The organism is Paenibacillus sp. FSL K6-4396 (assembly GCF_038002525.1).
Lineage (GTDB): Bacteria > Bacillota > Bacilli > Paenibacillales > Paenibacillaceae > Paenibacillus > Paenibacillus amylolyticus_B.
The window spans coordinates 6101763-6119009 of the sequence record NZ_JBBOCR010000001.1; the positions used below are offsets into that span (position 1 = coordinate 6101763).

The following is a 17247-nucleotide window of genomic DNA, read 5'->3' on the forward strand; positions in this document are numbered from 1 at the left end:
TCTCTCCTCCCATCAGTAAGCCCGGGCCAACCGGCGCTCCACTTGTTCCAGAATGGCCGAGAAGCCGATACTCATGATCCAGTAGATCACACCAATTGCCAGATAAAATGGCATGTTCAATGCATATTGTGATACCAGCAGTTGTGCTGACCGTAATAACTCAGTAACACCAATCGCCGCCACAAGTGATGTTTCCTTCAACATGCCAATAAAGGTGTTTCCCATCGGCGGGATGGCAATGCGTACAGCCTGCGGGAAGATAATCCGTCTCATCGCTTGAGCCGGGGTCATTCCCGTTGCATATGCAGCTTCCGTCTGTCCTTTAGGCACAGCCTGAATGGCTCCACGGAACGTCTCCGACAAAAATGCACCTGCATTCAGACTCAGTCCCAGACAGGCAGCCGTGAGTGATCCCAAGGTCACTCCATAATCGACCAATCCGTAATAAATAACGAATAATTGCACCAGCAGCGGGGTTCCCCGCATGATGGATACATAAAACCTTGCGATCAACCTCAGCCACATCGGTCCCTTCAGACGAGCAATCGCAACAAGGACCCCGATGATAAACGCAAAAAACATGGAGATCACAGTTACATACAGCGTATAATAGGCCCCCTTCAGAAAGAAGGGGATATTCTCAAATACCAGTTCCATGGGTCAAATCTTCCCTTCGCCTTGCAGGTTCATTATTGCGCAGGCTCTTCACCAAACCATTTTTTGAAAATGGTATTGTACGTGCCATCATCCTTCATGCCTTTGAGAGCATCATTCAGCGCTGCTACGAGTTCTGGATTGTCTTTGCGAACAGCGATACCTGCTTGGTCACTCTTGATTGCTTCGCCCACAGCTTTGATCTTTAATCCGTTGGCATCAACAATCGGTTTCAGTGCGTACATGTTGTTGATTGTGGCGTCAATCCGTCCAGCATTCAGGTCTTTCAGTGAAGAGATGACATCGTCATAGGTTTTAATCGTGAAGTCTCCCACTTTAGGTAACACTTCATTACGCAGATATGATTCATCATTTGTACCCAAACCTACGCCAATTGTTTTCCCTTTGAAATCTTCCAGCTTGGTAATATCGTTATTGTCTTCTTTGACAATGATTTTAACTTGGTTCGTAATATACGGATCACTGAAGTCGAGTACTTTCTTACGATCATCGGTAATCGTCATCTGGCTGATAATGGCATCCAGCTTTTTGGCTTGCAGACTCGGTGTCAGACCAGAGAACTCCTGGGATACAAATTCAACTTTAACCCCAAGACGTTTCGCAACCTCACGTGCGATATCGGCATCGTAGCCGTCCATTTCTTTTTTATCGTTCAGGAAGTTGTATGGTGCATATGTGCCCATCATGCCTACTTTGATCACGCCAGCAGACTTGATCTGCTCCAGTTCATTGCTTGCCTCTGCACCATTTGTACTTCCATTGTCTGTCGCCTTACTACCACAAGCACTAAGTACCAGCACGGTCATCAGCAGAATTGCTGTCAAAGACCAGCCTTTACGAGTTTTCGATCCATATGTTTTGTTCATTACGTTAACTTCCTCTCAGTCGTGTATTAATCTGGGTGTACATTTGGTTACTTTATTGTGACTAAACCGCAGTTGTACCCATTATTCCCTGCTATTTGTTTAATCATGTGAATCTTATGTGCCCAATAGTCCGTAAAATTCAAAGCTTGCTGCCTCAGATGCCAGCGATGAAGCTGTCATGGCTGAGAATTTGCTGTGCAACTCATCGGAACCGAACAACCAGCGTGATATCATGCCTTCAATCATGCTTACCAATAACGCTGCTCGAAGCGGTACATCCATGCCCTTAGGCAACATGCCGAGTTCGATGGCTCGTTCCATATTGTGACGAAACGCAGTTTCCACAGCATTACGTGTCTCCTCAACCAGGCGTTGTACGGATTCTTCCGTCACGATGCCTTTGAGCAACAGTTCCATAAAATAGCGATTCTGCGCGGCAAACAAGAACAAGTCAGTGAACAGCCTTTCCGATGCTTTCACCATATCCTCTACCGATCCGGCATCCTTGCGATACCCTTGTCCGATCGCCTCAAGCAACTCCTCCTTGCCCGTTAAGACAATCTCTGAAGCAATGGCTTCTTTACTCTTGAAGTGCCAGTAGAATGTCCCTTGCGCCACACCAGCCTCGCGGACGATATCGGAAATTTTCGTCTGATGGTAGCCTTGGGTTGCAAAACGCTCCATCGCTATGCGTATTATTTGGTCCCGGCGTTCTTCACCGGGTTCCAAACCGTTAATTTTGGTCATTCATGTAACCCTCCCGATTGATCAGTCAGTCAGTTAATTTATATCCTATGGGATAACTAGGTTTTTGTCAATATAGTTTTAAACAAATGGTTACAAGTATAAGTTGAAGTTGAGCGTATTTGTGATCATAATAGGTGATAGTCTTGTTCAGATGAACAGGCATGGTCAAGCAGGACAGCCCGTGCTGTAACCTGTATTTCAAGGAGGAAGAGAATTGGATATTATATCATCCATTATTATGGGCATCATCGAAGGTTTGACAGAATTTTTGCCCGTTTCCTCCACTGGACACATGATTCTGACTGCCCATTTGCTCGGTTTATCAGAGGACAACGAGTCAGTCAAAACGTTTGAGGTGGTTGTTCAACTCGGGGCTGTACTTGCTGTTGTTGTACTGTATTGGAACAAATTCATTGATATGTTCCGCTTCACCGGAGGAAGCAGACCTTACTCCCGCCGCCTCAATCTGGGACATATCTTCCTGGCGATGGTTCCTGCCGTAGTCATCGGACTTGTATTCCGCGATTGGATCAAAGCACATTTGTTTGGTCCGGAAACAGTGCTGTACAGTCTCGTTATAGGTGGTATATTGATGATCGTGGCCGAACGCTGGAGCCGGAAGAGTGGGCGGATTACTACCCATGATGTCGATGATATTTCCTACAAACAGGCATTCGCGGTGGGTATATTTCAGATCTTGGCATTGTGGCCAGGCTTCTCCCGTTCCGGGTCAACGATCTCAGGCGGTCTCTTTGCAGGGGTAAGCCGTGTAGCCGCTGCGGAGTTCACATTCCTCGTGTCTGTGCCAATTATGATTGGTGCTACGGGATATGACCTGTACAAAAGTATCGATCACCTGAACGGCAGTGATTTTCCAATCTTTGCGATTGGATTCATCGCTGCTTTCATCGTCGCCATGCTTGCGATCAAGACGTTCCTGTCCATTTTGAAAAAATTGAGCCTGACCGTCTTTGCTGTGTATCGCTTTGTCTTGGCAGCCGTGTTCTTTATTATTTTGATGTAAGCATTACAATTCAAGTAATTAGACAGGCAAAATCAATGGCGGCCTCACGTTCCCTTGGGAAGCGAGGCCGCCATATTTTATATTCTGAACTATGTTTCTGTTGCTTCACGATTCTGTTGCTGCTCCAAAGACAGGAATATCCGTAATTAGAAGAAGCCTGATTCTTCATTACTTCCTTCTTTAGTGGGTTGGATCATTGGTAATGCCGACTAGGTTTATTATGTATCATGGACAACCATATTTATGTTCACTTCTGAAAGCAGCCTGTCTAATACCACTCTTTTATTTGAAAGTTCCGGTGTTTCTTTCGATTCTTTAATCTCTCACGCAGATTATATCTATTCTCCTTTTGTTCCTGCAGCATTTGCTTCACCCCGATCATCAACAATCGGTATCTTCGGTCATCATTGTGACTTAATTGGTGCATTTCTTCAAAAATTTCATTCTTCATACGGATCTTGTTCACTCCAAATATTCAGTTTGTTCTCACAGTATACATGGGAGCACTGAACAAATTCTAAACAAGCGTTGTTTCTCAACACAGTTATTCAAATGCACATCATGCGGACTGGAATGAAACAGAAAAACCCCTTCCGTCGCAGGACAAGAAGAGGTCTCTTTAGCTAGGTTATTTAAACAAACTGCTGATGCCTTCGTACGCTTAAACTTTGGATTCAAGCGTCTCCAGATACTCGGAGATTTGAGCAGGTGTTTTAGCCCATTTGCTATGCAGATGTGCGATTTTCTTGCCGTTCTGGAAGACGAGCAAGCTTGGAATGCCGCGTACACCATTTTCTTCGGCAAACGGCTGGAACTTCTCTGCATCCAGGGCATAGAAGGTTTTGTCCGCATGTTGGTCGATAACATCCCCGATAAAACGATCCAGGTTTTTGCAATCCGGACACCAGGTTGTATCAAATTTAATGACGGTAAAACCATCAGAGTTAATTGTATCCAGATATTGCTGTTCACTTTGAATTCTTTCCATATGTCTTCTCTCCCTTATATGTTCCTTTTTTGGCTGATCTCCATTGTACCTCGTATGGTTACAATTGAAAATAGGCTTAATAGAGTTAACGATGCTGCTTGTACAGATTAGCGGGACTGAGTTCTCGTATTTCCTGAATTTCCGCAGCGGTGAGTTCAGGCGAATTCGAAGCAGCAATATTGTGCAGTAACTGTTCTCTTGAACTGGCACCAGGGACAACTGCTGCTACGGCAGGATGGGATAACGCGTAGCGAATAGCTGTCTGAGCCATACTGCGTTGGTCTGTAACAAGACGACTTAGCCCTTGCCGAATGGTATATAGTTGCTCTGGCGTATAGTCCAGATAACCTTTGTCTGCCTTGGCAGATCCGGAATCGGCAAGCACTCCGCTAGCTACGGGCCCACGGGCAATTACGCTGATCCCCTTTTGTTCCAATAAAGGCAGCACTTCTTCTTCCGCTCTGCGGTCAGCAATGCTGTACTGGTTCATCACACTGACGATGGATGCCCTCTTTACATACTCCCGAATCACATTGGGACGAATGGAGGAAATTCCGTAATATCGGATAAGTCCTTCCTTCTTCAGTTCCTCAAACGCTTCGATTGTCTCTTCGATGGGATCGTCCAAGGTCCCGCCATGCAGCTGATACAGATCAATGTAATCGGTCTGCAACCGCTTCAGACTTTCATGTACAGCCTGCTTAATGTAGGCTTTGGACGGGTCCCAAGACCAGCCCTCTTTACCCGGCAGACGACGATTACCTACTTTGGTCGCCACAATGACCTGGTCCCGACGCCCTTTAATAGCTTGTCCTACAATCTCTTCATTACGCCCTGCGTCGTACAGATCGGCTGTATCCAGCAGATTGACCCCATGATCCAGAGCCTCATGAACCAGGCCCACAGTGTGTTCCATTTCAGTTCCAAGTGACATACATCCCAGCCCAATCTCAGACACCATCAGTTCGGATGTACCCAGACGATTTTTCTTCATATGTGCATCTCCCTCCATACGTTCTGCAAGTATCCATTGTATCATTCTTGCTGGCAAAAATCGCATTACACACAAAAGCAAGGGATTGCTTTTGAATGCACAAAAAAACCTGGAACGACTTCATCTCCAGGTTTCTCATGATCATCATTTGGAATTCAAGCGATAAACGAGCTATCGCAATCTATTTCACTTCCACACGTGGTCTGGTTTTACTTGTTCCATTGGACGAATTGGAGCTTTTCATCATACCCGAGACCGTGCTAAACAGCTTATCTCTTGCTTGTTTGTTCCTCATCAGATAAGTCACACCTGCGCCGATCGCCGTCATGAGTATTCCTCTTCTTTTAGACATGTGCTTCTCCTCCTTCAGGATAAATGTACATCGTGTCTTGTTTGACAATTACCCTGTGGGAGCAAAACGAAACGAAGTACAGGCTTGATCGCAGAAAAAAAAGATGACCTCCGAATTCAATTCAGCGGTCATCTTCCAATCGTCCAGTTGAAACATCAACCGAACGAGATAAATCATACAAGCTTTCTTACAATCAAGACAAACGTCCATGTCCAATTAATCAGATGGCGTTGCCACATGGGTCATTTCTTCATGTTTGTAGGTCGAACCATCCGCGGTCAGATAGAAGTGACCAATCGGATGCAGATCTTCATCCAATTCGTAAACAAGCGGAATGCCTGTCGGGATATTGAGCGCCATCACGTCGGCTTCGGACAATTGGTCCAGATGCATGACGAGTGAACGGAGCGTGTTACCATGCGCAGAGATCAGCACTCTTTTGCCAGTAGACACCATCGGTTTAATCTCCGCATTCCAGTACTCCAGAACACGCTTCGAGGTATCCATCAGGTTCTCCGTAAAAGGGATGGTGCATCCGAGCCGCTTGTACTTGTCCAGATCCTGCACATATCGGTCATCGGTTTCGTCCAGTGCCGGGGGAGATACGTTCACGGATCGTCTCCATTCCTTTACTTGGTCTTCCCCATACTTCAGAGCAGTCTGCTGTTTGTTCAGTCCTTGCAGCGCACCATAATGGCGTTCATTCAGCTTCCAAGTCTTCGTAATGGGAATCCACATGAGGTCCATTTCATCCAGCGCAATATCGAGTGTTCGGATAGAACGTTTCAGCACGGATGCATAGGCGTAATCAAAATCAAATCCCTGTTCCTTCATGATCTTCCCTGCTTTACGAGCTTCTGCGTAACCATCCGTCGTCAGATCCACATCTGTCCATCCGGTAAAACGATTCTCTACATTCCACATGCTCTGTCCATGGCGAATCAAAACAACTCTGTACATAAACGTGAACCCTCCTTCCATGGAAACATTACCTGCAAGTCAAACTAATTAGCACAGTGAAACGTTCATCACATTAATAATATGGTGCCATCATCAGGTATACTACAACACCTGTAGAACTTACATACAGCCAGATTGGCATAGTCCAACGTGCAATTTTACGGTGTTTCTTCAATTGATTCGTCCAACCCCATACCAGTGTGAACAACGCCAATGGAACAATGAGGGCTGCCAGTATACTATGGGTAATCAGAATGAAGAAATAAATGGAACGAATGATGCCCTCGCCGCCGTATTTGGACGTCTCTGGTGAGAGGTAATGAAACGTCAGATAGGTCACGAGGAATAACAGTGTTGTTGAGAATGCAGCAAGAATAAATCGTTTGTGCAGCTTCACATTCCGCTTGATAATAGCAATAAGCGCTGCAAGCAGGAAGATGAAGGTAAAGCTGTTAAACACGGCATTAAACCGCGGCAACACCGTAATATCAAAGGTTACATCACCTTTGTACCCAATAGACGGTGCGAAGAACAATAATAAAATAATGACATTAGCGAGAATGGAAATCGTGATAATGATACCTGCAAAATTTTTATTGCTCGTCGGGGATGGGATGTTCGGTTCCCCTTTGTTATTTTTGCCCAATGCAAAATCCTCCTCATATCCTAACTTCTATGTTCTATATCATTATATCTCGGCAATTCCGGGCTGTTAAGTGACAACACTCTGAACAAAAACCGCTGCACTCCCCTATAAAATGCCCCTTTACGGCCGTTTTCAATCAAATCCAAACCGGCTCCCATTTACCCAAGTCTTTATTTGTGGTATAATTAATGCAATTAATCACATACGCGTTGAAACTGGAGGAGCCTGTCACCAAGGGCCCCTCTTTGTCTTTTTTAGGCATAAAAGCGGCACTCTTAACAAGCGCTGTTTTTATGCCTTTTTTTGTTCTAAAGGCTTGGAATGATCCCCCCTTGGGCAGGTAAACCTATAAACGCTACTGCTGGAGAGGAGCACACCTATGGAATTTATTTTGGTTCTTGCACTTATTTTAATCTTTACCAAACTTGCCGGTGATCTATCCGTCAGATTGGGTCAGCCGTCGGTACTGGGGAAACTGATTGTGGGTGTCATCCTCGGGCCTGCAATTCTCGGTTGGGTTCAGCAAAGTGATTTCGTCCATTATATGGCCGAAATCGGGGTACTATTGTTGATGTTCATCGCTGGATTGGAGACCGATCTGGAACAATTGAAGAAAAACTGGAAAGCAGCCTTTGCTGTTGCTGTGGGTGGTATTATTTTACCATTCATCGGAGGATACGGTTCGGCCATGGCGTTCGGTATGTCACAGACACACGCATTGTTCTTTGGACTTTTATTCTGTGCCACGTCCGTCAGCATTTCCGTTCAGACACTAAAAGATATGGATCAACTCAGCTCTCGTGAGGGTACAACAATTCTTGGTGCAGCTGTTGTCGATGATGTTCTGGTCGTTGTCATTCTTGCTGTTATGATGAGCTTGCTGGGTACAGGCGGAGGAGACACTTCGATTTCTCTGCTTATCGGCAAGAAGCTGTTATTCTTTGTGATCATCATCGCTGCCAGCTGGTTCCTTGTTCCTCGCATCATGAAGTGGATGGCACCACTGAAAGTAACCGAGACCGTCATTACTGCGGGGCTGATTATTTGTTTTGGCTTCTCCTACTTTGCGGAGTGGATGGGTGTTGCCGGAATCATTGGTGCATTTGCCGCTGGGATCGCCATCTCCCAAACCAACTTCAAACATGAAGTTGAAACCAAACTGGAACCGATCGCCTACGGAATTTTTGTTCCGGTGTTTTTTGTCAGTATTGGTTTGAATGTCACGTTTGATGGTGTGGGTTCACAAATTTGGTTTATTGTCGTTATAAGCCTCATTGCAATTGTAACCAAGCTGATTGGTGGCGGAGCTGGTGCACGACTGACTGGATTTAATATGTCATCTTCATTGGCCATTGGCTCAGGAATGATATCAAGAGGTGAAGTTGCGCTCATTATCGCTTCAACGGGACTTGCTTCCGGCTTACTTGATCCGGAATACTTTACGAGCGTAGTAATCATGGTCATAATCACTACACTTGTTACGCCACCTCTGCTCAAAATTACCTTTGCACGCAAAAAGGGTGAAAAGCAAGTCGAAAGAGGAATTGAAGAATCACATTTAAGTGGGTAACTGTAAAAGAATATCTACGTTTAGCTTACCTGATGGCTTTGTAAAAAAAATTTAGTTTGGGAGATATTGGCTATATCTTCTTTAGAAGATTCAATACGTTCGTGAAGCACACGCCGCTTTGATCCATTCCTCCCCTTCAACATGAAGGTTAGAGGTGATCAGAGCGGTTTTTTTGTATTTTTACAAGTCATACGTATTCGTTACTCACTCAAGTTCGCTATATCGTAGAAAACAAAAAAAGACCACCTTACACTCAAGAGGTCTTCCATCCTTGCCTGTTGTTACAACAGGCCGTCCCATTTTAAGTTAACACGCCAACATAAAAACCAATCGAGATAAAGACAACACACCAGACGAATGCACCAATGCCCGATACAACTACGTACCTGCCAATTGCCATCTTGCTGATCCCGGAGAAACAGCACATGAGATGACGAATGCCTGGAATGAAGTAACCCAGGATGATGGACCAATACCCATATTTGAGGAACCACGACTCCACCCTGCTGAATCGTTTGGCATTCACGCCGACCCACTTGCCGTATTTTTCAACCAGCGGCCTGCCCGCTTTCTTGCCAATCATGTAGCTCAGCAGCCCTCCGGTAAATGCGCCACCGAAACTGACGGCGATGGATACGGAGTAATTCAATACCGAGATGGAGGCGAGATAACCGACAAAAGTCATCATCACCTCATCCGGAATCGGCATGCCAATAACGCCAAGAGCCAGTAGTCCGTATATTGCGAAATAACCATATTGACCAATAAATTCTTTTGCAAATTCCATACTGACTCGCTCCTTATTTCGGTTCCACAATATCCTTCTCATGTGAGGCTAACACTTGTTTTAGAGACGGGAATCGGATTTGGCTCACCATGAGACCGGATAATACAATAATGACAAGATAGGCTACACCATGTGTGAAATAAGGACTCCAGAGTGCGAAAAAGGACATCAGACCTCCCGCAAATGTAATCGGCATTCCGACAAAACCACTGCTTGCTGTCTTCTGACAGTTATAACGGGCCAGACGCAAAGCACCGCAAATCGGAAACAATGCAGTCAGTGCCATCCCCAGCACACTCACTTCAAGCATGGAATTCAGGTACAGAATCAGCACGGGCGCTGTTCCGAATGAAACTACATCTGCAAGCGAGTCCAGAGACTTGCCGAACTCACCCTCACAATGCAATTTACGAGCCGCATACCCGTCAAACAGATCAAAGAACATCGCTACCCATATCATCATTACAGCCAGGGCAAATTCACCATGAATAGCCATAATGACTGCCAGCATGCCTGAACTCAGATTCCCCAAGGTTAAAATCGATGGTAAAGACTTCATAAGATTTGACTCCCTTTCGTACTAGGCTTTAGGAAAAATAATATAAAAACGGACTCCATCCGGTGTATTCTCCACTCCATAACTGCACCCATGCAGATCAAGAATCTGCTTCGCAATGGCCAGACCAAGCCCGGTCCCCCCCATTTTACGATTACGTGAGCGCTCTACCCGATAGAACCTCTCCCATATATACTGCCGCTCAGCTTCAGCTATCTGCTCGCCCTTGTTCTCAATGGAAATATGGACAAAACCTTCACGCCTGCTAATCTCAATAGTTATATCGGTATGTGGTATTGCATGACGTATAGCATTCATCATGATATTGAAAATAACTTGCTCCAGCTTGCTTCGGTCACCCTCAACCGTCTGTTCTGTTGTGGATACAAGCACCACATCCAATCCTTTGTCCTTCAGTTGCGGACCCAGACGGCCGGCGATATCTTCAATCATGTCAGCCAGTGCAACAGCATCCGTATTTAATTGAACCGCTGAGGATTCCAGTCGCACCAGATCCAGCATCTCTTCAACCATCGTTTCCATTTTGATCGCCTCATCGGCAATGATCTCAATGTAACGCTCCCGTTTGCTCTCACTCACGCCATCCTTCAGCCCTTCAGAATATCCCTTAATAATGCTGATTGGAGTCTTAAGTTCATGTGATGCATCGGCAAAAAACTTGCGCTGACGCTGTTCAATCTCCTGCTTCATTTCCATATCTGTACGCATCTGCGTGTTGGCCTGCCTCAGCTCTTCCAGTGTCTGACCCAAGGTTCCCGATAAGGCATTAAGGCTGTTAGACAGACTGCCGATTTCATCATTACGCCGGATGGGTGATTTCACCGTGAAATCCAGCGTAGACATTTTCTTGGCGACATGATTCAAGGCCAAGAGCGGCTTCGTTACAATTCGGGACAGGAGTAACGCCAGCAACAGAATCAATATAAATGCCCCAATGCCAAAATACGCATAGAACAAACGTGTTGCCTCATTCGCTTCCCTCATCTCCTGTAGAGAGGTGAGCGAGAAGATCAGTTGCTGCTCGGGTCCGGAACGATGCACTGGAGCAATGGTGATGACATTGCGAACACCGCTCCAGCTATCCATCCATTCTTCATTAAGCATTTTGCCATTCGCCAAGGCCAGTTGGTCTTCGGTGGATAATGGGAACCGGCTATCCAGGGCTTGCACCAGCAGTCCCTGCCTCTGACTCCACGTTGCCAGATTGGGAAGAACTACCTCGGTCAATACGCCTGACCATTCCTTTACCGGTTCAATTGATTCCTGAAAGCTTTCTGTTCCCCATGCGGCAGAAGTGGCATCCTGGATTTTGAATGGATAGACCATGGACCCGCTTGCCGGTCCTCTCACCGTCAGTTCTTGCCCATACTTCAGATGGGATGTAATCCAGCCAGCATTCTCACTATTGATAAACAAGGACAAGGACACCTTCACGTGACTCCCATCCTCTTGAAGCAACGTAATGTGGAACGGGTCATTAACCAGTCTTCCTTTATTCGTCAGAATGACCAGGTGTGATTGATTCTGACGCATGAATTTCCCGGTCTCCTTGGCTAGCTGTAAATCACTCCAATGTCCATTGGAATATTGCTGTTCGAACTTGGACAGCTTTTTCTTCATACTGCTGACCTTTTGATGCTGATAGAAGTCGGGGAACCAGACCAACTGGGCAAAAACCGTCGTCCCATATAGAAGAACCAGACATCCTGCCATGACCAGGAAAAGCTTCATCGTTACGCCATTTCTTCTCATGCTTCTGCCTCGAAACGATATCCAGTGCCAATCACCGTCCGGATACACTTGGCTTCATCACCCAATTTGCTGCGCAGCTTCTTGATGTGGGTATCCACAACACGTGAGTCCCCTTCAAAATCAAATCCCCAGATCCGATTCAAAATGGCATCCCGGGACAACACAATGCCTGAATTACGCACCAAATAAAGCAACAGATCATATTCCTTTGGTGCAAGTTCCACTTCAATTCCGTCCTTCTCCAGGCGTCTGGCCCATGGATCAAGGGTTACCTCTCCGAAGTGAATCACACCCTGCTCTCGTCCAAATGCACCTTCAACACGCTTCATTAATGTCTCTGCACGTGCAACCAGCACACGTGGACTAAACGGCTTGGTGACGTAATCGTCTACGCCCAGCTGAAATCCATGAATTTTATCGTCATCCTCGGACCGTGCAGTCAGCATGATAATAGGTACGGTGGATTGGGATCGAATATGCCCACATAACGTCCATCCATCCATTTCAGGCATCAAAACATCCAGAATAACCAGATCCACCTCATGCAGAGCCAACAGTTCCAGTGCCTGTACTCCATGCTCTGCTTCTATGACGTTCCATTGTTCTTTTATGAAATAATCGGCCACAATCTCACGAATGCGGCTTTCATCTTCCACCAGAAGCACTGTTCTGATCATGGCCGACTCTCCTTTTTAGATTTCTGATGATAACATACCTATTCCATGTGTCGTTCATGTGTCCACACATGTTTTGGAATGCTCCCATGATATATACGACTAATATAAGCCAAAAGTTACTAATTTTTATAAAAATTCGCATAAAAAAGAAGCCGTCAACGAGCATGCTCCTGCTCATTGACAGCTACTTGAATGAAATCGAAGTGTGTTATCCAGAATTGATGCGCTACTGCGCGCTCCCTGGCAACACTTAACGTTGTTGCTCCAGACGGTGTGCCACATGCAGTGTCGGGCCAACAAAACGGTTCAGCGGGAATCCGCCGGCAATCGCTTTGGTCACGAAGGCTTTACCTTCACGAACAGCCTCTTTCACTGAAAGACCACGAGCCAATCCTGCGGTAATCGCCGCAGACGTCGTGCAGCCCGCACCATGCGTATATCCGGAGCCGACAACATCGGCTTCAAACCATTCGTAGTTGGTTCCATCATAGAGTAGATCCATTGCTTTACCCGGGCTAATGACACCTCTGTCCTTGATCAGAACATGTTTCGAGCCATGGGCATGAATTGCTGCTGCCGCTGCTTCCATCTGTTCCTTGGAGCGAATTGGTCCACTCTTCGCCAGTTGGGATGCTTCGAACAGATTAGGTGTAACCAGATCAGCACCTGGCAACAGGAATTCGATCATCGCTTCCGTATTTTCCGGTTGCAGTACTTCGTCTGTACCTTTGCATACCATTACCGGATCGATAACGATCTGTGGCAGACCGCTGCGACGAATATGTTTTGCTACCAATTCAATAATATCTACTGAACCGAGCATACCTGTCTTCATGGCATCAAAACCGATGCCGTCCAGAACAGTGCGAAGCTGCGCTTCAACTACATTTAATTCAACAGGAAAGACCTGGTGATCCCATGTTTCGGGCTCCATTGCCACAACCGTAGTCAGTACGGTCATGCCATACACACCCAGCTCCTGAAAAGTTTTCAAATCAGCTTGAATACCTGCACCGCCGCTCGTGTCCGAACCAGCTATTGTTAATGTTTTTGGAATCGTCATGGTAGTTGCATTCTCCTTCGTGTCTCAGTTGACATTATCCTATCCCTTGTACGAGCGGATGTCAATGGCATCTGAAGCCATACAGAGCATGGTTTTCCGAATGATTCAGTTCACATCTTTTGTCTCCAGACGAACCATGGACATCAAAGCAATCCATATCCCTATTGCTCCAAGGGTCAGAGGGATAATAATAAGCGAATGAATGGAAACTTCCGACCCGTTGAATCCGGAGCAGACAATCAAAACCAGCAAAATGGACGAGACCATTGTAGTTGTGACAGAATGCTTCCGCATACCGAAGAATAGGGGAATGAGTGCCATACACGCAGCCGATAAAGAACTCATACTGTACTTCACCAGAAGTCCCCATATATCCTGATTCGTCAATGATCCGGGAATGAAGGAGTAGAATTGATTAACAATCAACAGCAGTGAACCCATCAACAGATCGGTAACCATAATCATCACAAATGTAAAACCAAACACGATAATCAATTTGGCAGCAATGATTTTATGACGCTGGATGGGATAGGTGAACATGACGTTCATCGTTTTATTTCTATACTCACTGATCACCAGCTTGGATAATAAAGCTCCTGCAAATATGATAAAGGTCGCTCTCACAAACGTATCAATAATCATAAAGGCGGTCTGGTAATCACCATAGGCATAATCTTCTGCTCCCACATCCACGAATCCAATCATGATCAAGAAAAGAAGAACGGCTATATTGGCAATACCTGCACCTGCAAAATTACGTGCAAAACGGTGCTTCCGCATCTCAAGTCTGATTAGTTTAAGCAACGTCTTCATCCCCTTTCACAAGCTTCATGAAGTGTTCTTCCAGGGAATGAGCCCGTTTGGATATCGATTCGATCTCAATGCCGTGTTGGATCAGCTTGGTGTTCAGTTCCGATGGAATGATTCCCGGATCATAGATACGTAACGTTTGGTCATCAACCAGTTTATAATTACTCAAACCAAGCTGGTGTTCAATGACATAGGTCGCTTTGCGGATATCCACCGCCTGTAACTCAATGTACTCATTTTGACTTCCACGTATGCTCTCCATCGATACTTCCTCCACCAAGCGACCGCCGCGAATGACACCAACTGTGTCCGCAATCTGCTCTATCTCGCCAAGAATGTGACTGGAGACCAGCAGGGTAATGCGATACTCATTGCTAAGGCGCTTGAACAAATCTCGCATCTCCCGGATCCCTACAGGATCCAATCCGTTGATCGGTTCATCCAGAATGAGCAGTTCTGGTGTGGTTATAAGTGCACGAGCCAGTCCGAGCCTTTGCTTCATGCCCAAGGAGAAGTCCTTGACCGGTTTCTTGCCCGTATCCTTCAGCCCTACCATTTCCATCGTGTTGTCGATGATCTTTTTGTTATAGAATCCCATGTATTCACAGTGAAGCTCCAGATTCTCGCGAGCAGACAGTCTATCGTAGAAAAAAGGATATTCAATAATGCTGCCCATTCGCTTCAGCACTTCATAGGAGGTCGGTGTAAGCTTCTCCCCAAACAGTTCTATCTCCCCTGTGGTTGGTTTGACGAGATTGGTGAGCATCTTCATGATGGTTGTTTTACCAGCACCATTCGGACCGAGGAATCCATAGATCTCACCTTGCTTAATATTCATATTGACGTTGGATACAACCTCCACCCCTTCATATACTTTAGTCACATCTATTGTTCGTGCGATATAATTCATCGTCCTTGTTCTCCTTTACGTCCCCTGTCCGGGTTCCTATATCTATATTGTAAAGAGAAAAGTCTTCTTTTTTATTAATCAAATCTTACAAAAACCTTAAGTCTGACCGGACACGCCAACGCAGGGTCTACCAAGCCTTTAAGGTAACCGAGAATACAGTCCGTTGATGTGGCACACTATACAAGTGAATACTTCCACCCATCCGCTCAACTAGCCGTTTCGTAATGGTCAGACCCAGGCCGCTGCCTTGATAGAGTCGATTGCGGGAATCCTCCAGTGTATACATGCGTTCAAACACACGACTATGCTCGCTCTCAGGAATCCCTTTTCCCTGATCCCAGATCTGTAGCGTCACAGGTCCGCCTATCGAATGATCAAGTGAAAGTCCCAGTACCTTACCCTCTGCTCCATATTTCATTCCATTGGTAATGAGATTATCCAGCACACGGTCCAATGCTTCTTCATTCGCTTGTACGAAGAGATCACCATCAGGTATCTCCAGCTCCACGTGCAACCCCAGATTCGTCAACATTTCATAAAAGGAAAGCATTTTCAACCGGCATAATTCGCTTATATTCACTCGACTAAGCACCAGCTCCGTGTCTCCAGATTCCAGCTTCGCCAGATCAAAAAAGGAATGGATCAAACGCAGCACTTCCTGCGCCTTATCTTGTATTTTCTCCGTCATAATCTTCCGTTCCTGATCGGTCAATGATGGACTATGCAGCAAGGTCTCACTATAACCCAGCACAACGGTGAGTGGCGTTTTCAGATCATGCGAAATGTTGGAGAGCATGTTACGCATCTCCTTCTCCTGGTTCGCATAACCGGCCTTAGCGCGGTGCGCATGATCCAGCAGCTGGTTCATGTCTTTCAGAAGCTGACTGACTTGGTCATCACTATTGAATACAAGCAAACGCTCAAAGGTGCCTTGATCCAAAATATCGGATATTTTTTGATGAATATAGGTCAGGTGTTGGTTTCTTTTCCGGAATTTCAACCACAATATAATGAAGGCAATGGCCAGAATACCTGTCGTGATGGCAAAAATCAGTGTCATCCCTGCTCCGCCTCCAGCTTATACCCGATGCCCCAGAGTGTCTTGATATATTGGGGAGCCGAAGGGTCCGCCTCCAGTTTCTCACGCAGACGACGCATATGTACGTTAATGATATTTTCGTCTCCATAATAATGATCGTTCCAGACAGAAGCGTAAATCTGAGCCTTGGTGAACACTTTGCCAGGATGGGTAACCAACAGCTTCAGAATTCCAAATTCCTTGGATGTCAGCTTGACGGGTGTACCTTCACGTTCCACCTCGTACGTCTCCATGTCAACTACGAGTCCTCCAATGTGAATACGTTGATCTTTAGCCACTTCAGCCACAGGCTGAGTAGTATAATTGGCGCGGCGAATCGCAGCTTTGATGCGGGCAGTCAGTTCAATTAACGAGAAAGGTTTGCTCAAGTAATCATCTGCGCCGAAGCCCAGACCTAACGCTTTGTCCACCTCCCCATCCTTCGCAGACAGAATGAGCACAGGTACCAGACTGACTGCCCGAATGGTTTGCAGCACATCCATCCCACTTTTGCGGGGCAGCATCAGATCCAGAATAACCAGATCATACCCGGGTTGTGACTGGCTGAACTGACGTTCTGCCTCTAAGCCGTCATATGCATAAGTGATGTCGTAGCCCTCTTTTTCCAAGTATGGACCGACCATCTCACTAATTGAACGATCATCTTCAACAAGCAACAAGCGGTGACTTAACACATGTTTCCCTCCAACATGAACAGTTTTCTTTATTACCTCACAGTTTGTTTGAATTGGCAATGACATACGAAAAAAC

The 17247-nt window shown here is 45.9% G+C and carries 20 protein-coding genes; 2 read left to right on the plus strand and 18 right to left on the minus strand.

The features are described 5' to 3' along the window. Positions 1-12: 12 nt before the first annotated feature. The 3 genes from MHB85_RS26790 to MHB85_RS26800 all read right to left on the minus strand — a co-directional run bounded on the left by MHB85_RS26790 (position 13) and on the right by MHB85_RS26800 (position 2288). Positions 13-657: an amino acid ABC transporter permease gene (locus tag MHB85_RS26790; RefSeq protein ID WP_017692207.1), complete on the minus strand. Its 645-nt coding sequence runs from the start codon at positions 655-657 to the stop codon at positions 13-15. Positions 658-689: 32 nt separating this feature from the next. Further along, on the minus strand, positions 690-1541 hold the full coding sequence (locus tag MHB85_RS26795) for a substrate-binding periplasmic protein (protein ID WP_091019240.1): 852 nt from the start codon (positions 1539-1541) through the stop codon (positions 690-692). Between the two features lie 114 nt (positions 1542-1655). Next, positions 1656-2288, minus strand: a complete 633-nt coding sequence (locus MHB85_RS26800) for a TetR/AcrR family transcriptional regulator (RefSeq protein ID WP_091019239.1) — start codon at positions 2286-2288, stop codon at positions 1656-1658. Between the two features lie 214 nt (positions 2289-2502). Here MHB85_RS26800 and bacA point away from each other — a divergent pair, with 214 nt between their 5' ends. Next, positions 2503-3312, plus strand: a complete 810-nt coding sequence (gene bacA / locus MHB85_RS26805) for an undecaprenyl-diphosphate phosphatase (protein ID WP_017692204.1) — start codon at positions 2503-2505, stop codon at positions 3310-3312. A gap of 268 nt (positions 3313-3580) precedes the next feature. Here the strand turns inward: bacA and MHB85_RS26810 are convergent, their stop codons facing one another. The 6 genes from MHB85_RS26810 to MHB85_RS26835 form a co-directional block, all read right to left on the minus strand. Then, positions 3581-3763: a hypothetical protein gene (locus MHB85_RS26810; protein WP_341073972.1), complete on the minus strand. Its 183-nt coding sequence runs from the start codon at positions 3761-3763 to the stop codon at positions 3581-3583. A gap of 210 nt (positions 3764-3973) precedes the next feature. Continuing rightward, a complete protein-coding gene (locus MHB85_RS26815) occupies positions 3974-4300 on the minus strand; it encodes a thioredoxin family protein (RefSeq protein ID WP_091019235.1) in 327 nt (108 codons plus the stop codon). Between the two features lie 85 nt (positions 4301-4385). Beyond that, positions 4386-5294, minus strand: coding sequence for an aldo/keto reductase (locus MHB85_RS26820; RefSeq protein WP_341073973.1), 909 nt, complete (start codon positions 5292-5294; stop codon positions 4386-4388). Between the two features lie 181 nt (positions 5295-5475). Then, positions 5476-5646 carry a hypothetical protein gene (locus MHB85_RS26825; protein WP_165980418.1) on the minus strand — a complete coding sequence of 57 codons (171 nt, stop codon included), beginning with the start codon at positions 5644-5646 and terminating at the stop codon, positions 5476-5478. A gap of 216 nt (positions 5647-5862) precedes the next feature. Then, positions 5863-6606, minus strand: coding sequence for a 2,3-diphosphoglycerate-dependent phosphoglycerate mutase (gene gpmA, locus MHB85_RS26830; RefSeq protein WP_341073974.1), 744 nt, complete (start codon positions 6604-6606; stop codon positions 5863-5865). A gap of 73 nt (positions 6607-6679) precedes the next feature. After that, complete coding sequence (locus MHB85_RS26835) at positions 6680-7252, minus strand: DUF420 domain-containing protein (RefSeq protein ID WP_017692198.1); 573 nt, start codon at positions 7250-7252, stop codon at positions 6680-6682. A gap of 379 nt (positions 7253-7631) precedes the next feature. Between MHB85_RS26835 and MHB85_RS26840 the strand changes: the two genes are divergently transcribed. Next, positions 7632-8822, plus strand: coding sequence for a cation:proton antiporter (locus tag MHB85_RS26840; protein ID WP_091019230.1), 1191 nt, complete (start codon positions 7632-7634; stop codon positions 8820-8822). Between the two features lie 301 nt (positions 8823-9123). Here MHB85_RS26840 and MHB85_RS26845 read toward each other — a convergent pair whose 3' ends face one another. From MHB85_RS26845 to MHB85_RS26885, 9 genes are all read right to left on the minus strand, one after another. Continuing rightward, positions 9124-9609 carry a DedA family protein gene (locus tag MHB85_RS26845; RefSeq protein WP_036606861.1) on the minus strand — a complete coding sequence of 162 codons (486 nt, stop codon included), beginning with the start codon at positions 9607-9609 and terminating at the stop codon, positions 9124-9126. A 13-nt stretch (positions 9610-9622) separates the two neighbouring features. Then, entirely contained in the window at positions 9623-10168 is a 546-nt protein-coding gene (gene pssA / locus MHB85_RS26850; RefSeq protein ID WP_341008952.1) for a CDP-diacylglycerol--serine O-phosphatidyltransferase, read from the minus strand. A gap of 21 nt (positions 10169-10189) precedes the next feature. After that, a complete protein-coding gene (locus MHB85_RS26855) occupies positions 10190-11938 on the minus strand; it encodes a sensor histidine kinase (protein ID WP_341073975.1) in 1749 nt (582 codons plus the stop codon). Further along, the gene (locus MHB85_RS26860; RefSeq protein WP_341073977.1) at positions 11935-12615 is read right to left on the minus strand and encodes a response regulator transcription factor; all 681 of its coding nucleotides are present in this window, start codon (positions 12613-12615) and stop codon (positions 11935-11937) included. Before MHB85_RS26860 ends, MHB85_RS26855 begins: the two co-directional genes overlap by 4 nt. Before the next feature lie 250 nt (positions 12616-12865). After that, a complete protein-coding gene (thiD, locus tag MHB85_RS26865) occupies positions 12866-13678 on the minus strand; it encodes a bifunctional hydroxymethylpyrimidine kinase/phosphomethylpyrimidine kinase (protein ID WP_017692191.1) in 813 nt (270 codons plus the stop codon). Positions 13679-13783: 105 nt separating this feature from the next. After that, positions 13784-14491, minus strand: a complete 708-nt coding sequence (locus MHB85_RS26870; protein ID WP_341073979.1) for an ABC transporter permease — start codon at positions 14489-14491, stop codon at positions 13784-13786. Next, positions 14475-15398 carry an ABC transporter ATP-binding protein gene (locus MHB85_RS26875; protein ID WP_036606847.1) on the minus strand — a complete coding sequence of 308 codons (924 nt, stop codon included), beginning with the start codon at positions 15396-15398 and terminating at the stop codon, positions 14475-14477. The genes MHB85_RS26870 and MHB85_RS26875 overlap by 17 nt, the downstream gene beginning before the upstream one ends. A gap of 127 nt (positions 15399-15525) precedes the next feature. After that, positions 15526-16458, minus strand: coding sequence for a sensor histidine kinase (locus MHB85_RS26880; protein ID WP_341073980.1), 933 nt, complete (start codon positions 16456-16458; stop codon positions 15526-15528). After that, the gene (locus tag MHB85_RS26885) at positions 16455-17120 is read right to left on the minus strand and encodes a response regulator transcription factor (protein ID WP_445739061.1); all 666 of its coding nucleotides are present in this window, start codon (positions 17118-17120) and stop codon (positions 16455-16457) included. Before MHB85_RS26885 ends, MHB85_RS26880 begins: the two co-directional genes overlap by 4 nt. Positions 17121-17247 lie beyond the last annotated feature (127 nt).